Genomic DNA, 16,136 nt, shown 5'->3' on the forward strand with positions numbered 1-16,136 from the left:
TACCTTCGCCATTTTTTTGTAGGTTGGGTTGAGCGTTCGCGTAGCGTCCCGTAGGGAAGCAAAACCCAACGTATTTGTTGGGTTTCGTGCCTCAACCCAACCTACGAATCCAGGCATTTTTCGATTTGGCTAAGGTATTGAAGCTAGGATCTATTTTCTATTTGCCAAAAGCATCTTTGATGCTATCAACGGTACGTTCAACAGCATTCTTTGTTTTGTCTACTGCTTCTTTAGTCCGAGATGCATCTTCATTTGCTCTTTTCTCAATTCGAGCGGCATCTCTCTTTGCTTTACGTTCAACAAAACTACCATTGTCTGTTGTGTTGTCAACTTTATTGGCATTGTTCTTGGCAGTTTGCTTGACTTTATCTGCCGTATCATCGATAAAATTCTTGGCTCGTCCAGCATCTTTACTAGTTTTCTCTTGAACTTGATCGCCCACGTCTTTTGATGCGATCAAGTTTACACCATTATCAGCCATTGCTGAAGTGTTTGAGAAAAACGCACCTTGCCAAACAAAAGCGATCGCTAATAGACAAACCAGTGTTGTAGTTATCCAACGTCCAACAGTCGAAAACCCTTTTGTAAAGTAATTCAGTTTCATAGAATCCAATCTTCATGAGATTTAGCATACTATTTTTACTTCATTTAGCTGATCCGCTATATCGTTCTTTAGATAGAGGTTCTTCCGCCATAAGTTGTTAGTTAAATTCACTATTTTGATAGATTGAACTTTGTAACTATTTTTATCTACTAATTAAGGAGCAAATTAAACTGGTTACAGATTTTCAACATGAGCGATCAAAAGTTAGCGATCAATGTCAATACGCTTGGGTTAAGAGAATAGTAGATTGGGTTGAGCGATAGTGAAACCCAACAAAGTCTCGATAATGTTGGGTTTCGTTCCTCAACCCAACCTACACCTACACCAGCTTTAGTTTTTAGCCTTAGCTGAACTGTATTGCGATCAATGTTGGTTAATTAACTTGCAACCGCGACTGACTTTTTGCGGCTAAGATACTTGCATTCTGATTTTTTCTTCAGTCTAACCGCTTGGGCTTGATCGCTATTTAAGCCAGATTGCCCACGTATCACCTCTTTCATAGCTAATACAGCAGAATTTTATATCGCGTAATTATAGTTATAGTTTGATATATTCTTACCGACTTATTTAAGCAAAAATGAAGACAATAAGGCAAATGTTGCTATATCAAAGCAGATAAAATTTAACTCCAACAATTTGTATTATGTTTTTTTACATACTTCTAAATTTCCTTGTAAACCTAACTTATATAGCAATCTTAAATAAGTTATGAACAAAAAGATCCCCGATTTCTTCGAGAAGTCGGGGATCTAAATCTTTCGACCTTTACAAATCAAATAAGATTGCTATACTCGTGAGTATATTTGTTGTTAGGTACAATTTATGCTTTATCGGAGAAAATTCTTAAAAAGAGCAGGATGCACAACCCTTTCTACCTTATTGGCTATGGGGTTTTTAGAAAAAGATAAGCAAAAAGAAGCACATAGCAGGAATGTTGCTATGGCAAGTACAAATGTAAATTCTCCCCTCCGGCAATTAGCTGCCGCTAAGGGAAAGCTTTATGGCAGTGGAGGAATCGCGGCTAGCGATTTACAAGCGAATGCAAAATATTCAGCGCTAGTTGCTGCCCAGTGCGGAATTATAACGCCAAATGGGGAATTAAAATGGAACGCCACGGAACCACAGGCAGGAATATTTACCTTTAAAGATGCTGATTATATTGCTAATTTCTGTCAGCAGAATAATATGAAGTTGCATGGACATACACTTTTGTGGGGTCAGGCATTGCCCAGTTATATCCCTACTTTTCCCCCGACAATGGAACAACTCAAAAGACATATTACTGGGGTCATGGGACACTATAAAAATAGCCCAGTTTTAATTTCTTGGGATATCACTAATGAAATTATTGCAGCCAATCCAAACGCGACAAGCGATCAGGTTTATGGTTTACTTCCAGGATTAACACCGGAATATATTCTAGAGTTGTTTAAATTTGCGGCTTCGGTTGATAGTAGTAAACTATTTTATCTAAACGAGAGTAGCATGGAAGGCGATTCATGGAGAGCAGACCGTTGGTTAGCATTGATCGAATATTTGAAGAATAATGGAGCTAAAATCGACGGCGCGGGTATCGAATCGCATATATGGTTTTCTACTGCCTATGGTTTTGACGCTACAGGATTTAGTTCTGTCTTAAAAAGACTTAATGATCTTCAAGTTAAACCAATAATTTCCGAATTAGATATTATCATTGATTTCCCATTACCCAGCACTATCCAAAAGTTAGATCAAATGGTAGCAGACAGTTACAAACGATATCTTGACCTCTGTTTTGCGGCTGATGTTGATACCGTACTTACATGGGGGATGACTGACAAATATTCTTGGATACTTAATCCCAGTTATATGCCAGCAAAATTTCAAGCCAATCCAAGTGCCCAGAAATTTCTGCGTCCGCTTCCCTATAATAAGTATTTGCAAGCTAAACTTGCCCGCAATGCTATTGCCCAGGCTTTTCAGCAAGCAACTTAACACTCCATCTAACCGTAAATAACGCTTTTAAGTGTTATTTTGATTTTGAGCGAAGTAGGTGGAGAGATACTTTGATGCCCAACTTACGGGTATTCTTGACAAGAGACAGTATGATCGTTTGGTGCGATCGCTAATCTTGTAGGCTACCTTAGCTCTTACATCACATAATACAATCTACTCTGCGATTACGCCGGCATCAATTGCTGGATGCGCTGTGGCTCCTCTCCCAACCAATCTGGATTTTGGGCAGTGCTGTCGAAAATTGATGAGGTTTTGAATGGCTCAAACTCGCCGCGGGAAGCCGCTTCTGCCGTTTTTGCTAAGAGCGATCGCACTTGCTCGTCGTTCATTGGCTGAAACGTCCGTATTGCTTCAAACGCTTGCTCCAGAATCTCCATACTGTCAATTCCTGTAATCACAACCGACGTAGGCAGATTCAAAGCATAGTGTAAACATTCAATTGGCGTTACAGTATTTGACCGTAAAAGAATACCATTTGCTAGGCTTTTCATCCCCAGAACGCCAATGTTTTGTTTGATTAGTTCTGGCACAACCAGCTTTTCAAAGCTTCGGTAGTGTGCATCCATGACATTGAGCGGCATCTGAACTGTATCAAATTTAAACCCGTGAATGGCTGCAACTTCCAGCATATGCAGATGAATATGAGGGTCTTTATGTCCAGTGAAGCCAATGTATCGCAGCTTACCAGCTTCTCGCGCCTCAATAAAAGCGGCATTTGCCCCTTCTTCATCGAAAACTCGATGGGGATCTTCGTAGCGAATGATTTCGTGATGCTGAACTAGATCAATGTAATCCACTTGCAGACGTTGCAGTGATTCGTCTATCTGTTTTGCGGCTTCTTTCTTAGAGCGTCCGTCGATTTTCGTCATCAGGAATACTTTATTTCGGTAGCCATCGCGGAGCGCTTTCCCCATGCGAATCTCGCTGACTCCACCGTTGTAATCCCAACTATTATCCATAAAGGTGATACCACGATCAATCGCCGTGCGAACAATTCGGATACCCAGTTGCTCATCAACAGTCTTCAAGCCGATATGCCAACCACCCAATCCAATCGCCGAAACCCTCTCTTCTGTACCGCCGAGAATTCGGTATAACATTTCGGAATTTGACGTAGTTCCTGACATTTGTCTCCAAGTCTTTCAGCTATTACTTAAGTAGATATAGCTGTGTGCCAATTCAAATACAAGGGAAAGTTGATAATATCTTTCTGTAGATACACTTTTTGACCCAATCAGGAAAAAACTGAAGAAGCCAAAATATCGATGGCAATTTGGCTTCTGTGAGGTAAATAATTGAGTTGATTGCGATCGCATTGTGTTGCTACAATCAACAGAGCTACCCAACACAGGTTTTGTAAGTAAAAATAATGTCAAGCAAAGGTAGAAAAACCTAGATTCGGTGGAATATCCTGAATCCGCCCAGACCCGATCGCTCGTAATGCTTCTTTGAGTAAAATATCCCCAGTATACAAAGCACGTCCGACAATTACACCAGTCACGCCTTGAGGTTCTAACGCCAACAAACTCAACAAATCGGTAACAGAACTTACCCCGCCAGAAGCAATTATTGGGATGGAAATTGCCGCCGCAAGTTCTCGCAAAGCTTCTAAATTGGGGCCTGTAAGTGTACCATCTCGTTGGATATCTGTGTAAATTATGGCGGCTGCACCCAATTCTTGCATTTGTACAGCCAGTTGGGTTGCTAAAATCTCCGAGGTTTCCAACCAACCGCGAGTCGCTACGAGTCCGTTACGCGCATCAATACCGATAATAATCTGTCCGGGAAATTCTTGGCAGAGTTCTTGCACTAGCTGGGGTTGTTCTACAGCGATGGTTCCGAGAATTGCCCACTGTACGCCTAGATTGAATACTTGTTCTACACTGGTGCGATCACGCAATCCTCCACCAATTTCAATGGGTACTGTCACCGCTTGAGCGATCGCTTCAATTGCCCTCAAGTTTACTACTTTACCTGCTTTGGCACCATCTAAATCAACTATATGTAATCTGGTAGCACCCTGATCTACCCACTGTTTGGCAACATCAACCGGGTTTTCACTAAAAACTTGCGAGCGATCGTAGTCTCCTTGATATAGTCGCACACAACGACCTTCTAGTAAATCAATTGCTGGAATTACATCCATTTACTTGTTCCTCATAACTTAATGCAATCAAAACACTAGTCCTGACTCCTGACTCCTGACTTATTCTTCAATAATTTTTCATTTTTAATTGCCTTACAGCTTCCCCAAAACCCAGCACAAGCAAGATATTAGAAAGCGTCAAAAATACTTCTGCGCCGCCGTGCAACCAATCTATATTGGCTAAAGACTCGCCATAATGCAATTGGGCGTAAATTCCGGCGGGGATGGTGACGGCAACAAAGACGAGAGTGCCGTAAAATCCATATAGCGCCAAACGCGGCATTTGTGGACTGCGGCTAATAAACCACAAGAAACCCAAATAGGGAAACAATGAAAGTGCAAATAGGGTTTCTTTAGATATCATGGCTCTGATTTGATAGGTTTTGGTTCAACAGTGTTGGCAGACTTGGTGGAACGCCAAATTAAAAACGCTGCTGCCCAAAGCGTAAAATTACCAACTAAGGTCATGGTAGCTTGAAGCGTTACCAGCCATTCTAGAGATTCGGCGTTATCGAAATAATGCCAGGTACAAGCACACATGGCGCTGACCAAAGCTGGTAACAAGGCAAGGGACAATCCCCACCAATTGCGGTTATTAGTGAGTTCGCCGTAAGTCCAGATTAACCAAATGGCAACAATCCACTCAATAACGCTAGAAATATGAATAATCCAGGTGGGAATTGATAGGGCGTGCATAAGAAAGGAGTGGGGAGTGGCAGTGTCAAGGTAATATGTAGCTTAAATTTTATATTTGTTTAAACAAAATTTTTAGTTGTTCTTTTAAAATTTTGCAACTTCCAAGCTCAAAGGTGCAACTTCCGAGTTCAAAGGTGCAACTTCCGAGTTCAGAGGCTCAATTTCCGAGTTCAGAGGCTCAACTTCCGAGTTCAGAGGCTCAACTTCCGAGTTCAAAGGTGCAACTTCCGAGTTCAAAGGCTCAACTATCGAGTTCAAAGGCTCAACTGTCGAGTTCAGAGGGGCAACTTCCGAGTTCAGAGGCTCAACTTCCGAGTTCAAAGGCTCAACTGTCGAGTTCAGAGGGGGTTTTAACTATCTTCTGTACTATTCAAAGTAGAACTTGGGAATGAGTTTACCATCTGTATCGGGGACAGAGATTTATTTAATAAGATTTGATAATCCAAAATCGTTCGACTGAGCGAAGTCGTTCGCGTAGCGTTCCGCAGGAAAGTCCAAAATGGTCAAGATGCGAGCATTATTGTCTGGGTATTACGGCAAAGGTAATGGTGGTGACGAAGCTTTATTGGCAACGCTTTTGCAAATGTTACCATCTCATGTAACGCCTGTGGTGCTTTCTGGTAATCCAGAGGAAACCCGCGATCGCTACAATGTAGAAACCTACAATCGCATGGCTCCCTTACTTATATTTGAAGCTTTACGCTCTTGTGATGCCTTGATTTGGGGCGGCGGGAGTCTCATTCAAGATATTACCAGTACTATCAGCCCATTTTATTATGGGGGACTGATGGCATTGGCGCAGAAAATGGATTTGAAAACCATTGCTTGGGCGCAGGGTATTGGCCCTTTATTGCGTCCGCAAACTCGCTGGCTAGCACGGCAAACCTTTGGTAATTGTACCAAAATCAGTGTCCGCGATCGCGCCAGTGCTGGATTATTATCTGATTGGAAAATTCCTTGTATCATGGCTCCTGACCCGGTTTGGGCGTTAGAGTCGAAACCAGTACCGGGACTTTGGGATTTACCTGCGCCGAGAGTTGCGGTAACATTGCGATCGCATCCCCAACTTACAGAAACACGGCTAGCAAACTTAACTCGTGCTTTGGTTGACTTTCAAAAAGCCACGCAAGCTTTTATTTTATTACTGCCATTTCAAAAAAGTGAAGATTTAAGTATCGCCGAAGCCATTCAACCACATCTTAAAGATGTCAGCAAGATTTTATGTCTAGAAGATCCGCAACTGTTGAAAGGTGTGTTTCGCGGCGTTGAAATGGCAATTGGAATGCGTCTGCACAGTCTGATTATGGCTGCTGCTGAAGGTTGTCGCTGTTTTGCTCTCAGTTACGACCCTAAAGTAAATCGTCTCATGGAAGACTTAGAAATGCCTGGGTGGGATTTAGCGAGTTTACCAGATGACCCCAATTTGATTAGTCTGACTTGGATGGAGCATTACGCTAATGGTTATCCATTATCACCAGAGCAAATACAATCTTTAGTAGATAGAGCATTAATCCACCGCGAGGTGTTGAGCCAAGCTTTAAGTAATAATTAATACCCAAAAATCTAGAGCGAAGAAAAGCACCAACGAGACGCGCAAGGAACAAAGACCCTGCGTGTAGCGATGAGTATGGGAGGTTCCCCACTTGTACCCCTGCGGGGAAGCAAGCTACGCGCAGCTTCTCCGAGTGGCGTGGAAAGACGCATCTTGTTTATTAAACTTATAGCGGCAAGGAAGTAAATGTCAAAATTTTGTGAAGGGATTATGAAAATACTAGGAAGTAATTGTCAAAATTCTGTGAAGTGTTTATGATTCTATTATAAACACTGACTTCAACGATATTATTTACACAATGCATAAAAAATTACTGAGATCATTCTGATGATAAGCTTTGGCTTTTGGAACCTAATTATAGTAATTTTAGTTGCTTTAGTTCTCAAAAACAATTGGCGATTAGATAACGAAAAAGCAGCCTGGAAAAATTCTTTATTCTTAAAATCTTCTGTCATCCAGCAGTTGATGCAATTTTTTCGTCAACCCATTGTTAACTTTCTCGTCCAAGCAAGTGTAGTATTAGTCGTTACAAGATTCCTTTGTTATACAGGTTGGCTAATTCATTTCCTAAATCAACCAAATCCACCCTTATGGGATTTTCAGTGGTACTATGTGGCGAGTAAATTGGCTCATCAGCATTTGAGTCCTTTTAATGTCGAGATTTTTCACCAAAGTTTCTGTACCAAAATTAACGGGTGTGGATTTATTCCACCGTTTGTTTATCCACCTAATATCATTCCTCTCATCTGGTTTCTCGGTTATTTTTCGATTTATACTGCATTTAAAATCTGGATTGTGATGCATATATTAGCAATCGGTTTGGCTTTATGGGGAGCAAATATCCTGCTGGAGTCGAAGTCACGAGCTTTTAGAACTATTTGCACAATCTCGGTTGCCTTGATTTATGGCTTAGTTCGAGATCTTCAAGTTGCTAATATTGCCATTTTTGTTGCAGTTTTGATTTTATGGATGTTTATCTTCGCTAAAAAACATCAGGATATTCCAGCAGGAGTTTGCTTGGGGCTTGCCCTTTGTAAACCAACATTAGCTGCATTATTCGTTTTATATTTTCTACTTAAAAGACGGTTTTCTCTAGTTTTTGTATCTGTTGTCACAGTAACTTCTTTAGTATTTTTAGGTCTCGCTTTGACGGGCAATTCTTTGACACAATTCCTAGCAGATGCGTCTCAAGGATTTCCCCTCTGGCTAAATGATCCATCGAATAGTCCCTATCTTTCGATTACTCGCCTTGATTTGATGGTCGTAGGCCCGAGATTATTTCCCAATAACCCATTCATTGCCAAGCTTTTCTCAGACTTAATTGTTTTGATACTTGTTGGTTTGGTGGGTTGGTATTGGTATCTACAACAATCTCTCACAGCCTGGTCAAAAAAAATCTACTTAGGAGAAATAGTACTAGTTTCTTGCTTGGGTATTGCCATCAACTATTCACAGCAAACTAGTAGTGTGATGTTAATACCTGCTGTTGTTTTTTTGCTAAATGATTTGCTATATCAGATCAGGCATTGTACATTCTCCTGGAAAAGAATGTCTGTTTGGTTAGCAGGAGTTTGCTGTCTAGCAGTGCAAACAGCAGTTATTCATGGCTGGCTCATCGGCTCTCTAGCAAACCGATGGAATGTGAAAGCAGGGGAATTGCCATACATTATGAAAGTAACTATCTTCGCCCTACCGAGTTATGCCGTTTTAGGAATCACCCTAAGTATTTTAGTCTTAGCAATTAGTTCTCTTCGTCAAAAACAGGTGATGAAATTTGAGCCTTTGAATCGGGTGTCAAATTAGAACATCAGAAATCATAAGTAAACACTTGGGCAGCACAAGATAATCTAGAAGTAGAGTGAACTACTCAGACTTGCCTACGGCTAGAAAATCGTTTTGCCGCTGACAATTCCTGACCATTGAACTTTTTTCTCTTTCTCCCGGCGGTAAGAAAAGAAATGCTCTGGAGTTTGGAAAGTACAATAAGGTGCGATCGCAATTTGTTCTGCACTAATCCCCATATTTTCCAGTTGTAAGGCATTCACTCGCCGGACATCCAACCTTACCTTTCCCGGATTGGGATCTTCTAGCAAAGGTGAATTGGATAATTCATGCAATGCTTGAAGAATTTTTTCTTCATCGTCATGTGGTATGATACTAGCGCCGATTTCAGCAGCCACATCCATAGAGACTTGGTAAACCTCACCAGCGATCGCTGGTCCCATTGCAATTCTCAAATCATCGATTTGGCTGCCTTGAGATTGGAGTCGAGCGATCGCCAAGGGTACAATCTTCTTAGCAGTCCCCCGCCAACCTGCGTGTAATGCTGCCACCCGCCCAGTTTGCACATCCCCAATCAACACGGGTGTACAATCTGCACTAGCTACCCAAACAGCTTGTAGAGGCTGTTCGCTAATTAAACCATCTGCCGATGCTAAATCATCTCCAAGAGTGCTTAACATAGAGTCAATCTCTTGGGGGGTAAGAACAGTATTGCCATGTACCTGCTTTAAGCGATAGACTGATGCCTCAGGTTGCAATACTTCTGTGATAACTTGTGGCGATCGCGGCCAAAACTGCTGAGTAAAAAAGCCGTGATGCCAACGTTCCAGAATACTACAAGTTAGATAAGGCAGTCCTTCCCAATTGCGCCAGTGCCAAGTGTGCATCTTCAACCAAACCTAAACAGAAATCACTAATCAGCCAATCAATGCTAACTTGAACAACGGAATTTGGGTTAATTGCTGTGGGATTTGATCTGCAAAACTTGGAAGCAGCCTTGAAAGCAGGGCGTAAGTATACACATATACCATTTTCCCTCCACTTTTTTGAAACCGTCTCCTCAACTAACCAAACCCTCTGGAACCTACTCAACCAAGGAACTGGTTCAGAAACAGTAGTAATTGCAACTCAGCAGACTGCTGGGCGGGGACAATGGGGACGTGAATGGATATCTCCTGTTGGGGGATTATATATTTCGGTGGCGATTTCCTTCGACCACAAAATAGAGGCTACCGACAGTTATCAGCTAACTTTTGCCACTGCTTGGGGAATTGCGTCTCAATTGCGACAGTGCGGTGTAGATGTTGGCATAAAATGGCCTAATGATTTAGTTTTAAATGGTCGCAAACTAGGCGGCATTTTGACAGAAACCAAAGTAAACAAAGGACAAATCACCCAGGCAGTAATTGGTGTTGGGATTAACTGGGCAAACCCAGTACCGGAAACTGGAATCAATCTGGAATCGTGGCAAGCTTCCCAAGATTGCAGACCAATTTCTTGTCTGGAAATGCTAACCTCTAAAGTCTTACTGGGAATAGAATCCGGTATGGAGTCCCTTTACCAAGAAGGAGTAAGCATACTCTTGTCTCGCTATTTAGATTTGCTTACAAACATCGGTGATCAGGTATACGTCAATAATCTTTCAGGTACTGTAGTTGGGGTGACATCTCAGGGTAATTTACGAGTTAATTTAGAAACAGATGATACAAAGGAACAAATAACACCGGAAATTTATATTGAACCCGGTACAATCAGTTTGGGATACCATAAATCTTCCGTTTAAATTTGAGGTTTGTTCATAATTTCGCTCTTTGGGCAAGACAAACCACTAGCATCATCTCTTTAGGCTAATTACACACAACTGAGAGAACAAATGACGCAGCGCAATAATTCTGCCCATCATCGTTTGCACTACTTATGGCAGCGAGGTCTGACAAAAAAACGTTTGGCGTCTACGCTACCAGCACAGAGCCTCTGTTGGCTGAGTAGCTTCAGCCTCCTCAGTGGCGGCTTCGTGTTTGCCCAAACGGAAACACCAATAGACAACATCGTTCCTACAATTGAAACTTCCCAACCAACAGCATTCAAAAGACAGGCTGTTGCGCCGGAAGCGCAACCGGAATTTTCCCAACGGCGAGTCAAACTCAGACAGAGATTACGCAGGTCAGAGGTTGTTCAATCAAAAGAGCCAGTTAGGCAGTCTACACCCAAAATCGAAGCTGCCCAACCTGTTGTGATTATCAGACAGTCAAAGCCCAATGCCCCTGTCCGCTCTTTACCTGAGAAACTAAGAGAAGTTGCTCAACCATCGAATAACTCAAACAGCACTGCCAATACAACGGCACAGAAAACCAAGGATTATAATAACGCCTATATTGATCCTAATAGTTACGACAGTAGTGCCACAGGTACTTATCAAGCACCAAATTCCGTAATCCTCACAGAACGCTCCGGTGGTTGTCGAACCATTTTACCTTCAGGGCAGAACCTACTAGGCGGCGTTTGCGCCAAATTACCCCAAAGGAGTGTAGCTGATTCTAATAGTAAACCAGCACCTAATTGGCTCAGAAGAAGTCAAAATACACAATTAGCAGTAGTTTCACCTGTGCGGCAGATTGCAACTACTGGCAACACTAGCAGATGGCGTACTCCTCAAAGTGGTTCTAATGGTGTCACCAAGAGCGCATTCCGCCAGAATCGATTTATCCCAAATCCCGGCGAGTTCGCCACTACCAGAGTGAGTACAACTCCCATCGCGCCGAGTGGTGGTACTTTACCTCCACCAATGGCAGATGGCAACGTTGCACCCCGCCCCAGTAATGTAGCTTACGACTTTTCACTTGCCTCAGTATTACCGCAAATTCCCTACACCGGCAGAGTCGCCTATAGTGGTACGGGAATGATGTTTCCACTATCAGTCCCCGCTTCCATTACTTCTATGTTTGGTTGGCGAGTTCATCCAATTACAGGTAATCAACGCTTCCACTCTGGTACAGATATAGGTGCAGCTATGGGAACGCCAGTTTTAGCAGCTGCTGGCGGTCAAGTAGAAACTGCAAACTGGTTAGGTGGTTATGGTTTAACCGTTACCCTAAATCACAAATCTGCTGAACAAACTCTCTACGGTCATATGTCAGAAATCTTTGTTCAACCCGGTCAGTGGGTAGAACCTGGAACGATGATCGGGCGGGTTGGCAGCACTGGGAACTCTACAGGCCCCCACCTGCACTTTGAAGTCCGCCACCTAACACAGGATGGATGGGTTGCTACTGACCCAAGCGCAAATTTACAAAGCGGCCTCAGCCAGTTAGTACAATCTTTACAAACTGCTCAGATAAGCCAGCGACCAGGCAGTTAGATGGGAAATTTTGGATTTTGGATTTTAAATTAATCTAAAATCCAAAATCTAAAATTTAGAGATAGCCGTGTTCTGCTAAGAATGCGGGTGTAACACCATCTAAACTCTTGTCATCAGTGGCTGTGATCTGTGGGTTGCCAGAGTAGAGGAATTTTTCCACGTATTTGCCGAGAATATCCCCTTCTAGATTCACCAAACTCCCAGGAACCAAATAGCGAAGATTTGTCTCGGTATATGTGATGGGAATTACTGCTACTTTAAATTGGGAGAGTTCAGACTCGTATGCGGCTACTGTGAGGCTGATGCCATTGATAGCAATGCTACCTTTAGAGACAATGTACCGGGCGATCGCCTCGGATGCAATAAAGGTCATTTCCCAAGAACTAGCCGTTTGTTCTGCCACTAGCAATCGCCCGATGCCGTCTACATGACCCATCACAAAATGACCGCCAACTTTGCTCCCCACCTTTAGCGACGCTTCTAAATTGACATATTTCTGTGGCGTTTGTTCACCTCCCAACGTCGTGCGGCGTAGCGTTTCTGGTGAAGCCGTGGCAATAAACCCGTCTTTTAAAACTTTTTCCACCGTCAAGCAAATGCCATCTACTGCAACACTGTCACCATAGGCTAAATCTTGCATAATTACTTCACACGAATGGCTTACACAAGTAATTTGCCAAGAATCGCCACCTAAGGGTTCTATCGTTCCTAATGCTTGGATTAATCCTGTAAACACGGCTTTTTTGTCAAACTAACTTTAGTTATTGCCTAATTTTGCCTGAAATCAATTCGTAATTCTCACACAAATTGAGAATATTTCAGTATAAATTCTGACTTTTTTCGTATAGGGATATTAACACATTAGCATCGTTCACAAGTCATACTTGGGTAAGAAGGTTATTGTTTAAGAAGACCAATTTGACTTACTCTGGTTTTCACCACAAGTTCGGAGTTTAATAGAAGCAATTATAGAGAACGAATGCTTATGTTTATTACTCTCACCAAACCGCCTAAAGAAAGGTGCTATTTGTTACATAGTATCCCAGGCTCTCAAAGGATTGTAGAGGCTTAGTCAATGATTGAAATGAAAGTCGCTGGCATAGCATTAGATGCCATAACCCGCAGCCCGATTGTACTTTTGAAAGATTCTTCAGATCGGCGGGCTTTGCCAATTTACATCGGTCAGGAACAGGCTAGGGCAATTATGGGTGCACTGGAGAATCAGAAGCCTCCTAGACCCTTAACTCATGACCTGATTGTGAATTTTCTAGAGACTTGGAATATGACTCTAGAAAAGGTGATTATTCATTCCCTGCAAAAGGATACATTTTATGCAGCTTTAATCGTCCAGCAAGGCGATGTCAAAAAAGAAATTGACGCACGTCCTAGCGATGCGATCGCCATTGCCCTCCGTACAAATACCCCTATTTGGGTAATGGAAGAAGTCGTTGCCGATGCTTCTATCCCTGTTGATCGCGATGCAGATGAAGCCGAACAGCAAGCCTTCCGTGAATTTATTTCCAATCTCCGTCCTGAAGATTTGATCAAGCGCTTTGATAATGGTGACAGCTAAAAGAGTGCTGAGTAATGAGTGCTGAGTAATGAGTATAAATACGATTAGTAGTGTCTGTACAATACTAAAAGTAAAGAGTAAAGAACTTATTTGATTCTCTAGATTCTCTATTCTTTCTCATTACTCAGCACGGGCTAAACGCCCCGCTACCGCTAACAGCACTCTTTACTCAGGACTAAATTTATGCAATACCGACGCTTTGGGAAAACGAATCTGCGCCTCTCGGTTTTTTCTTTGGGAACAATGCGCTACTTGGCTTCTTTTGAAAATGCTCACCAGACCATCGAACAAGCCTTAGCGCTAGGAATTAATCATCTAGAAACTGCCAGAGGCTACGGCGAAAGTGAGGAGTTTCTTGGTACGGCACTAAAAGCTGGGTTGTCAGTACCCCGAACGAGGCTTTATGTTACTACCAAAATCTCAGCCACAGCAGATGCGGACACCATGCGTCGGTGCATCGACGAATCTCTAGAACGATTACAGATAGATTATTTAGATTGCTTAGGGGTTCATGGTTTGAACACTTGGCAACATTTGGAGTGGGTGCAAGCCAAAAATGGCTGTATGCAAGCCGTAGAGGAAGCTGTTGCTGATGGTCGAGTGCGACACGTTGGTTTTTCCAGCCACGGGTCATTAGAATTAATTCTAGCGGCGATAAATACAGATTTTTTTGAATTTGTCAATCTGCATTATTACTATTTCTTCCAAAGGCACGCACCAGCGATTCAGCTAGCAACTGAGAAAGATATGGGCGTTTTTATAATTTCTCCTGCTGATAAGGGAGGACGGCTCTACACGCCACCCCAAACTCTAAAAGACCTGTGTCAGCCGTATTCACCTTTAGAATTAAACTACCGATTTTTACTTGCTGATAACCGGATTACTACCTTGAGTATAGGCCCAGCAACCCCAGATGAATTAATAGAACCTTTGCGAGCTGCTGACGATGATGGAGAGCTAAAATCAGCAGAAATTTCTGCTTTCTGGCGTTTAGAAAATCACGAAAAAGTTGCTTTGGGAACTGATAAATGTAGCCAGTGTTATGCTTGTTTGCCTTGTCCAGAAAATATTAATATTCCAGAGGTATTACGGTTACGTAATCTTGCCGTGGCGTACGATATGAGTGACTATGGACAATATCGTTACGGAATGTTTGAAAATGCCGGTCACTGGTTTCCTGGGATGAAAGGCGATCATTGCACAGAATGCGGCGACTGTTTGCCTCGGTGTCCAGAAAAATTAGATATTCCAGCTTTGTTGGAAGATACTCATGAAAGATTAAGTGGCAAAGCAGGTAGGAGATTGTGGGGTTGACACTCTCCGGTCTAAAGACTTACTGTGTACACAAGTTGGAAAACCTCATCCACATTGGCTTGAATCTGGTAGGTGCGTTATGGACATTAGTCCTAATGCACCGAAAATCTGAGATGGTGCGTTAGTAGGGTGTTGACTTTAAAAAATTAGAATTGGGATATCCACAAAGGAAACAGACAGAGATCTAACGTTCTCAGTTAGCGGCTGCAATAGACCTCAACTCAGCACCACGCCGCCCATCAGTCCGCGGCACTGGGGTTGTTAGGCACGCAGAAACCTGCTTAAGTGAAGTCTTTCTGAATTTGGGCAATGGTTTGGTGAAAACCATCTGAGTGAATCCAACCAACAAACCCACCAAAAATCATATTTCCGCTTTTATCTGCAATAAACACATGGTCTACGCCTACAGGATTTCCCCAAGTTTTCACCACTGAACCATCACAAAGGTCAAATTTCGGCACTGCACGGTTGAAATCCCGACTATGTGCTTGAGTCATTCCTGGCACTTGATTCAAAATGCTTATAACTTGCTCCGAAACATTGGATGTTGATCTTTGACTCTCAGTTTTCTGTCTAGCGTCCCGTGGATTGTCTACAGGAGTTCAGTGCCCGTTATGTTCGCAATAATCCTTGAGAACTTCATATGACTCATTAACCTGCTGTAATTTTAGATGAGTACGCTGCTGTAAATTGGGATTGCCATGAAACCGATCTGGATGCCAGATATGAACCAGTTCCCTGTAAGAGGCTTTAATTTCCTCTAAGGAGGCACCTGGCTTGAGTTCAAGAACTGCTAAGTGTTTATGAAGATCTTGATTATCCATATTTATTGTAAGCTTCTCATTTCACGAGTATTCGTTAGCATCACTGCTAGGTTTGTCAGACTGCCGAAAGGCACGTCCATATTCTATAGCTTCAAGAAAAGCTGCATCGTCAGAAATTGAGCCTATGAGCTTTTCCAGCCAATTATCAGAGCTAGGCTTACTATCAAGTTTATTCTGAAGATTAAAAACCGCTTGTTCAAGAGTCGTTAAGCGTCGTTCAAGAGTTGTTTCGTCTAACATGGCTTCTCCTGGATTGCAAATTATCACCTAGCTATCTGCTAGGTGATAGAAC

The 16,136-nt window shown here is 42.5% G+C and carries 18 protein-coding genes; 7 read left to right on the forward strand and 11 right to left on the reverse strand.

Annotation, left to right across the window (positions count from 1 at the left end; all coding sequences use genetic code 11):
- Positions 1-157: 157 nt before the first annotated feature.
- A complete protein-coding gene (locus tag ACEW80_RS09910) occupies positions 158-604 on the reverse strand; it encodes a hypothetical protein (protein ID WP_373526408.1) in 447 nt (148 codons plus the stop codon).
- A 939-nt stretch (positions 605-1,543) separates the two neighbouring features.
- Between ACEW80_RS09910 and ACEW80_RS09915 the strand changes: the two genes are divergently transcribed.
- The gene (locus tag ACEW80_RS09915; RefSeq protein ID WP_373526409.1) at positions 1,544-2,578 is read left to right on the forward strand and encodes an endo-1,4-beta-xylanase; all 1,035 of its coding nucleotides are present in this window, start codon (positions 1,544-1,546) and stop codon (positions 2,576-2,578) included.
- Between the two features lie 185 nt (positions 2,579-2,763).
- Here ACEW80_RS09915 and ACEW80_RS09920 read toward each other — a convergent pair whose 3' ends face one another.
- The 5 genes from ACEW80_RS09920 to ACEW80_RS09940 form a co-directional block, all read right to left on the reverse strand.
- Positions 2,764-3,726: an aldo/keto reductase gene (locus ACEW80_RS09920; protein ID WP_373526410.1), complete on the reverse strand. Its 963-nt coding sequence runs from the start codon at positions 3,724-3,726 to the stop codon at positions 2,764-2,766.
- Positions 3,727-3,971: 245 nt separating this feature from the next.
- A complete protein-coding gene (gene hisA, locus ACEW80_RS09925; RefSeq protein ID WP_373526411.1) occupies positions 3,972-4,745 on the reverse strand; it encodes a 1-(5-phosphoribosyl)-5-[(5-phosphoribosylamino)methylideneamino]imidazole-4-carboxamide isomerase in 774 nt (257 codons plus the stop codon).
- Between the two features lie 67 nt (positions 4,746-4,812).
- Positions 4,813-5,109, reverse strand: a complete 297-nt coding sequence (locus tag ACEW80_RS09930; RefSeq protein WP_373526412.1) for a DUF3593 domain-containing protein — start codon at positions 5,107-5,109, stop codon at positions 4,813-4,815.
- Positions 5,106-5,441, reverse strand: a complete 336-nt coding sequence (locus ACEW80_RS09935) for a DUF2499 domain-containing protein (protein ID WP_373526413.1) — start codon at positions 5,439-5,441, stop codon at positions 5,106-5,108. Before ACEW80_RS09935 ends, ACEW80_RS09930 begins: the two co-directional genes overlap by 4 nt.
- An 84-nt stretch (positions 5,442-5,525) precedes the next feature.
- Positions 5,526-5,762 (reverse strand): hypothetical protein, encoded by a 237-nt coding sequence (locus ACEW80_RS09940; protein WP_373526414.1) that lies wholly within the window; start codon positions 5,760-5,762, stop codon positions 5,526-5,528.
- Positions 5,763-5,949: 187 nt separating this feature from the next.
- On the opposite strand from ACEW80_RS09940, the gene csaB reads away from it, so the two are divergent.
- Positions 5,950-6,993 carry a polysaccharide pyruvyl transferase CsaB gene (csaB, locus tag ACEW80_RS09945; RefSeq protein WP_373526474.1) on the forward strand — a complete coding sequence of 348 codons (1,044 nt, stop codon included), beginning with the start codon at positions 5,950-5,952 and terminating at the stop codon, positions 6,991-6,993.
- 327 nt (positions 6,994-7,320) lie between these two features.
- Positions 7,321-8,796 (forward strand): glycosyltransferase family 87 protein, encoded by a 1,476-nt coding sequence (locus tag ACEW80_RS09950; RefSeq protein WP_373526415.1) that lies wholly within the window; start codon positions 7,321-7,323, stop codon positions 8,794-8,796.
- Positions 8,797-8,876: 80 nt separating this feature from the next.
- Here ACEW80_RS09950 and pgeF read toward each other — a convergent pair whose 3' ends face one another.
- The gene (gene pgeF / locus ACEW80_RS09955) at positions 8,877-9,662 is read right to left on the reverse strand and encodes a peptidoglycan editing factor PgeF (RefSeq protein ID WP_373526416.1); all 786 of its coding nucleotides are present in this window, start codon (positions 9,660-9,662) and stop codon (positions 8,877-8,879) included.
- Between the two features lie 77 nt (positions 9,663-9,739).
- Here pgeF and ACEW80_RS09960 point away from each other — a divergent pair, with 77 nt between their 5' ends.
- Together ACEW80_RS09960 and ACEW80_RS09965 are read left to right on the forward strand one after the other, a co-directional pair.
- The gene (locus tag ACEW80_RS09960) at positions 9,740-10,558 is read left to right on the forward strand and encodes a biotin--[acetyl-CoA-carboxylase] ligase (RefSeq protein ID WP_373526417.1); all 819 of its coding nucleotides are present in this window, start codon (positions 9,740-9,742) and stop codon (positions 10,556-10,558) included.
- Positions 10,559-10,648: 90 nt separating this feature from the next.
- Entirely contained in the window at positions 10,649-12,133 is a 1,485-nt protein-coding gene (locus ACEW80_RS09965) for a M23 family metallopeptidase (protein WP_373526418.1), read from the forward strand.
- A gap of 55 nt (positions 12,134-12,188) precedes the next feature.
- Here ACEW80_RS09965 and ACEW80_RS09970 read toward each other — a convergent pair whose 3' ends face one another.
- Positions 12,189-12,869, reverse strand: coding sequence for a riboflavin synthase (locus ACEW80_RS09970; protein ID WP_373526419.1), 681 nt, complete (start codon positions 12,867-12,869; stop codon positions 12,189-12,191).
- Between the two features lie 339 nt (positions 12,870-13,208).
- Between ACEW80_RS09970 and ACEW80_RS09975 the strand changes: the two genes are divergently transcribed.
- Both ACEW80_RS09975 and ACEW80_RS09980 read left to right on the forward strand, forming a co-directional pair.
- Positions 13,209-13,706, forward strand: a complete 498-nt coding sequence (locus tag ACEW80_RS09975) for a bifunctional nuclease family protein (protein ID WP_373526420.1) — start codon at positions 13,209-13,211, stop codon at positions 13,704-13,706.
- A gap of 183 nt (positions 13,707-13,889) precedes the next feature.
- Entirely contained in the window at positions 13,890-15,020 is a 1,131-nt protein-coding gene (locus tag ACEW80_RS09980; protein WP_373526421.1) for an aldo/keto reductase, read from the forward strand.
- Positions 15,021-15,301: 281 nt separating this feature from the next.
- On the opposite strand, the gene ACEW80_RS09985 is transcribed toward ACEW80_RS09980, so the two are convergent.
- The 3 genes from ACEW80_RS09985 to ACEW80_RS09995 form a co-directional block, all read right to left on the reverse strand.
- Positions 15,302-15,517 (reverse strand): hypothetical protein, encoded by a 216-nt coding sequence (locus tag ACEW80_RS09985; protein ID WP_373526422.1) that lies wholly within the window; start codon positions 15,515-15,517, stop codon positions 15,302-15,304.
- A 105-nt stretch (positions 15,518-15,622) separates the two neighbouring features.
- The gene (locus ACEW80_RS09990; RefSeq protein ID WP_373526423.1) at positions 15,623-15,844 is read right to left on the reverse strand and encodes a J domain-containing protein; all 222 of its coding nucleotides are present in this window, start codon (positions 15,842-15,844) and stop codon (positions 15,623-15,625) included.
- Positions 15,845-15,865: 21 nt separating this feature from the next.
- Positions 15,866-16,111 (reverse strand): transferase hexapeptide repeat containing protein, encoded by a 246-nt coding sequence (locus ACEW80_RS09995; RefSeq protein ID WP_373526424.1) that lies wholly within the window; start codon positions 16,109-16,111, stop codon positions 15,866-15,868.
- Positions 16,112-16,136: the final 25 nt, after the last annotated feature.

The sequence above is a fragment of the Nostoc sp. genome (assembly GCF_041747015.1).
In the GTDB taxonomy this organism is placed as follows: domain Bacteria; phylum Cyanobacteriota; class Cyanobacteriia; order Cyanobacteriales; family Nostocaceae; genus Nostoc.

Excerpts from the sequence above, each read along its gene's own strand:
- ACEW80_RS09910 (WP_373526408.1), bottom strand. The coding sequence starts at position 604 with ATGAAACTGAATTACTTTACAAAAGGGTTTTCGACTGTTGGACGTTGG.
- ACEW80_RS09915 (WP_373526409.1), top strand. The coding sequence starts at position 1,544 with ATGGCAAGTACAAATGTAAATTCTCCCCTCCGGCAATTAGCTGCCGCT.
- ACEW80_RS09920 (WP_373526410.1), bottom strand. The coding sequence starts at position 3,726 with ATGTCAGGAACTACGTCAAATTCCGAAATGTTATACCGAATTCTCGGC.
- hisA (WP_373526411.1), bottom strand. The coding sequence starts at position 4,745 with ATGGATGTAATTCCAGCAATTGATTTACTAGAAGGTCGTTGTGTGCGA.
- ACEW80_RS09930 (WP_373526412.1), bottom strand. The coding sequence starts at position 5,109 with ATGATATCTAAAGAAACCCTATTTGCACTTTCATTGTTTCCCTATTTG.
- ACEW80_RS09935 (WP_373526413.1), bottom strand. The coding sequence starts at position 5,441 with ATGCACGCCCTATCAATTCCCACCTGGATTATTCATATTTCTAGCGTT.
- csaB (WP_373526474.1), top strand. The coding sequence starts at position 5,950 with ATGCGAGCATTATTGTCTGGGTATTACGGCAAAGGTAATGGTGGTGAC.
- ACEW80_RS09950 (WP_373526415.1), top strand. The coding sequence starts at position 7,321 with ATGATAAGCTTTGGCTTTTGGAACCTAATTATAGTAATTTTAGTTGCT.
- pgeF (WP_373526416.1), bottom strand. The coding sequence starts at position 9,662 with ATGCACACTTGGCACTGGCGCAATTGGGAAGGACTGCCTTATCTAACT.
- ACEW80_RS09965 (WP_373526418.1), top strand. The coding sequence starts at position 10,649 with ATGACGCAGCGCAATAATTCTGCCCATCATCGTTTGCACTACTTATGG.
- ACEW80_RS09975 (WP_373526420.1), top strand. The coding sequence starts at position 13,209 with ATGATTGAAATGAAAGTCGCTGGCATAGCATTAGATGCCATAACCCGC.
- ACEW80_RS09980 (WP_373526421.1), top strand. The coding sequence starts at position 13,890 with ATGCAATACCGACGCTTTGGGAAAACGAATCTGCGCCTCTCGGTTTTT.
- ACEW80_RS09985 (WP_373526422.1), bottom strand. The coding sequence starts at position 15,517 with ATGACTCAAGCACATAGTCGGGATTTCAACCGTGCAGTGCCGAAATTT.
- ACEW80_RS09990 (WP_373526423.1), bottom strand. The coding sequence starts at position 15,844 with ATGGATAATCAAGATCTTCATAAACACTTAGCAGTTCTTGAACTCAAG.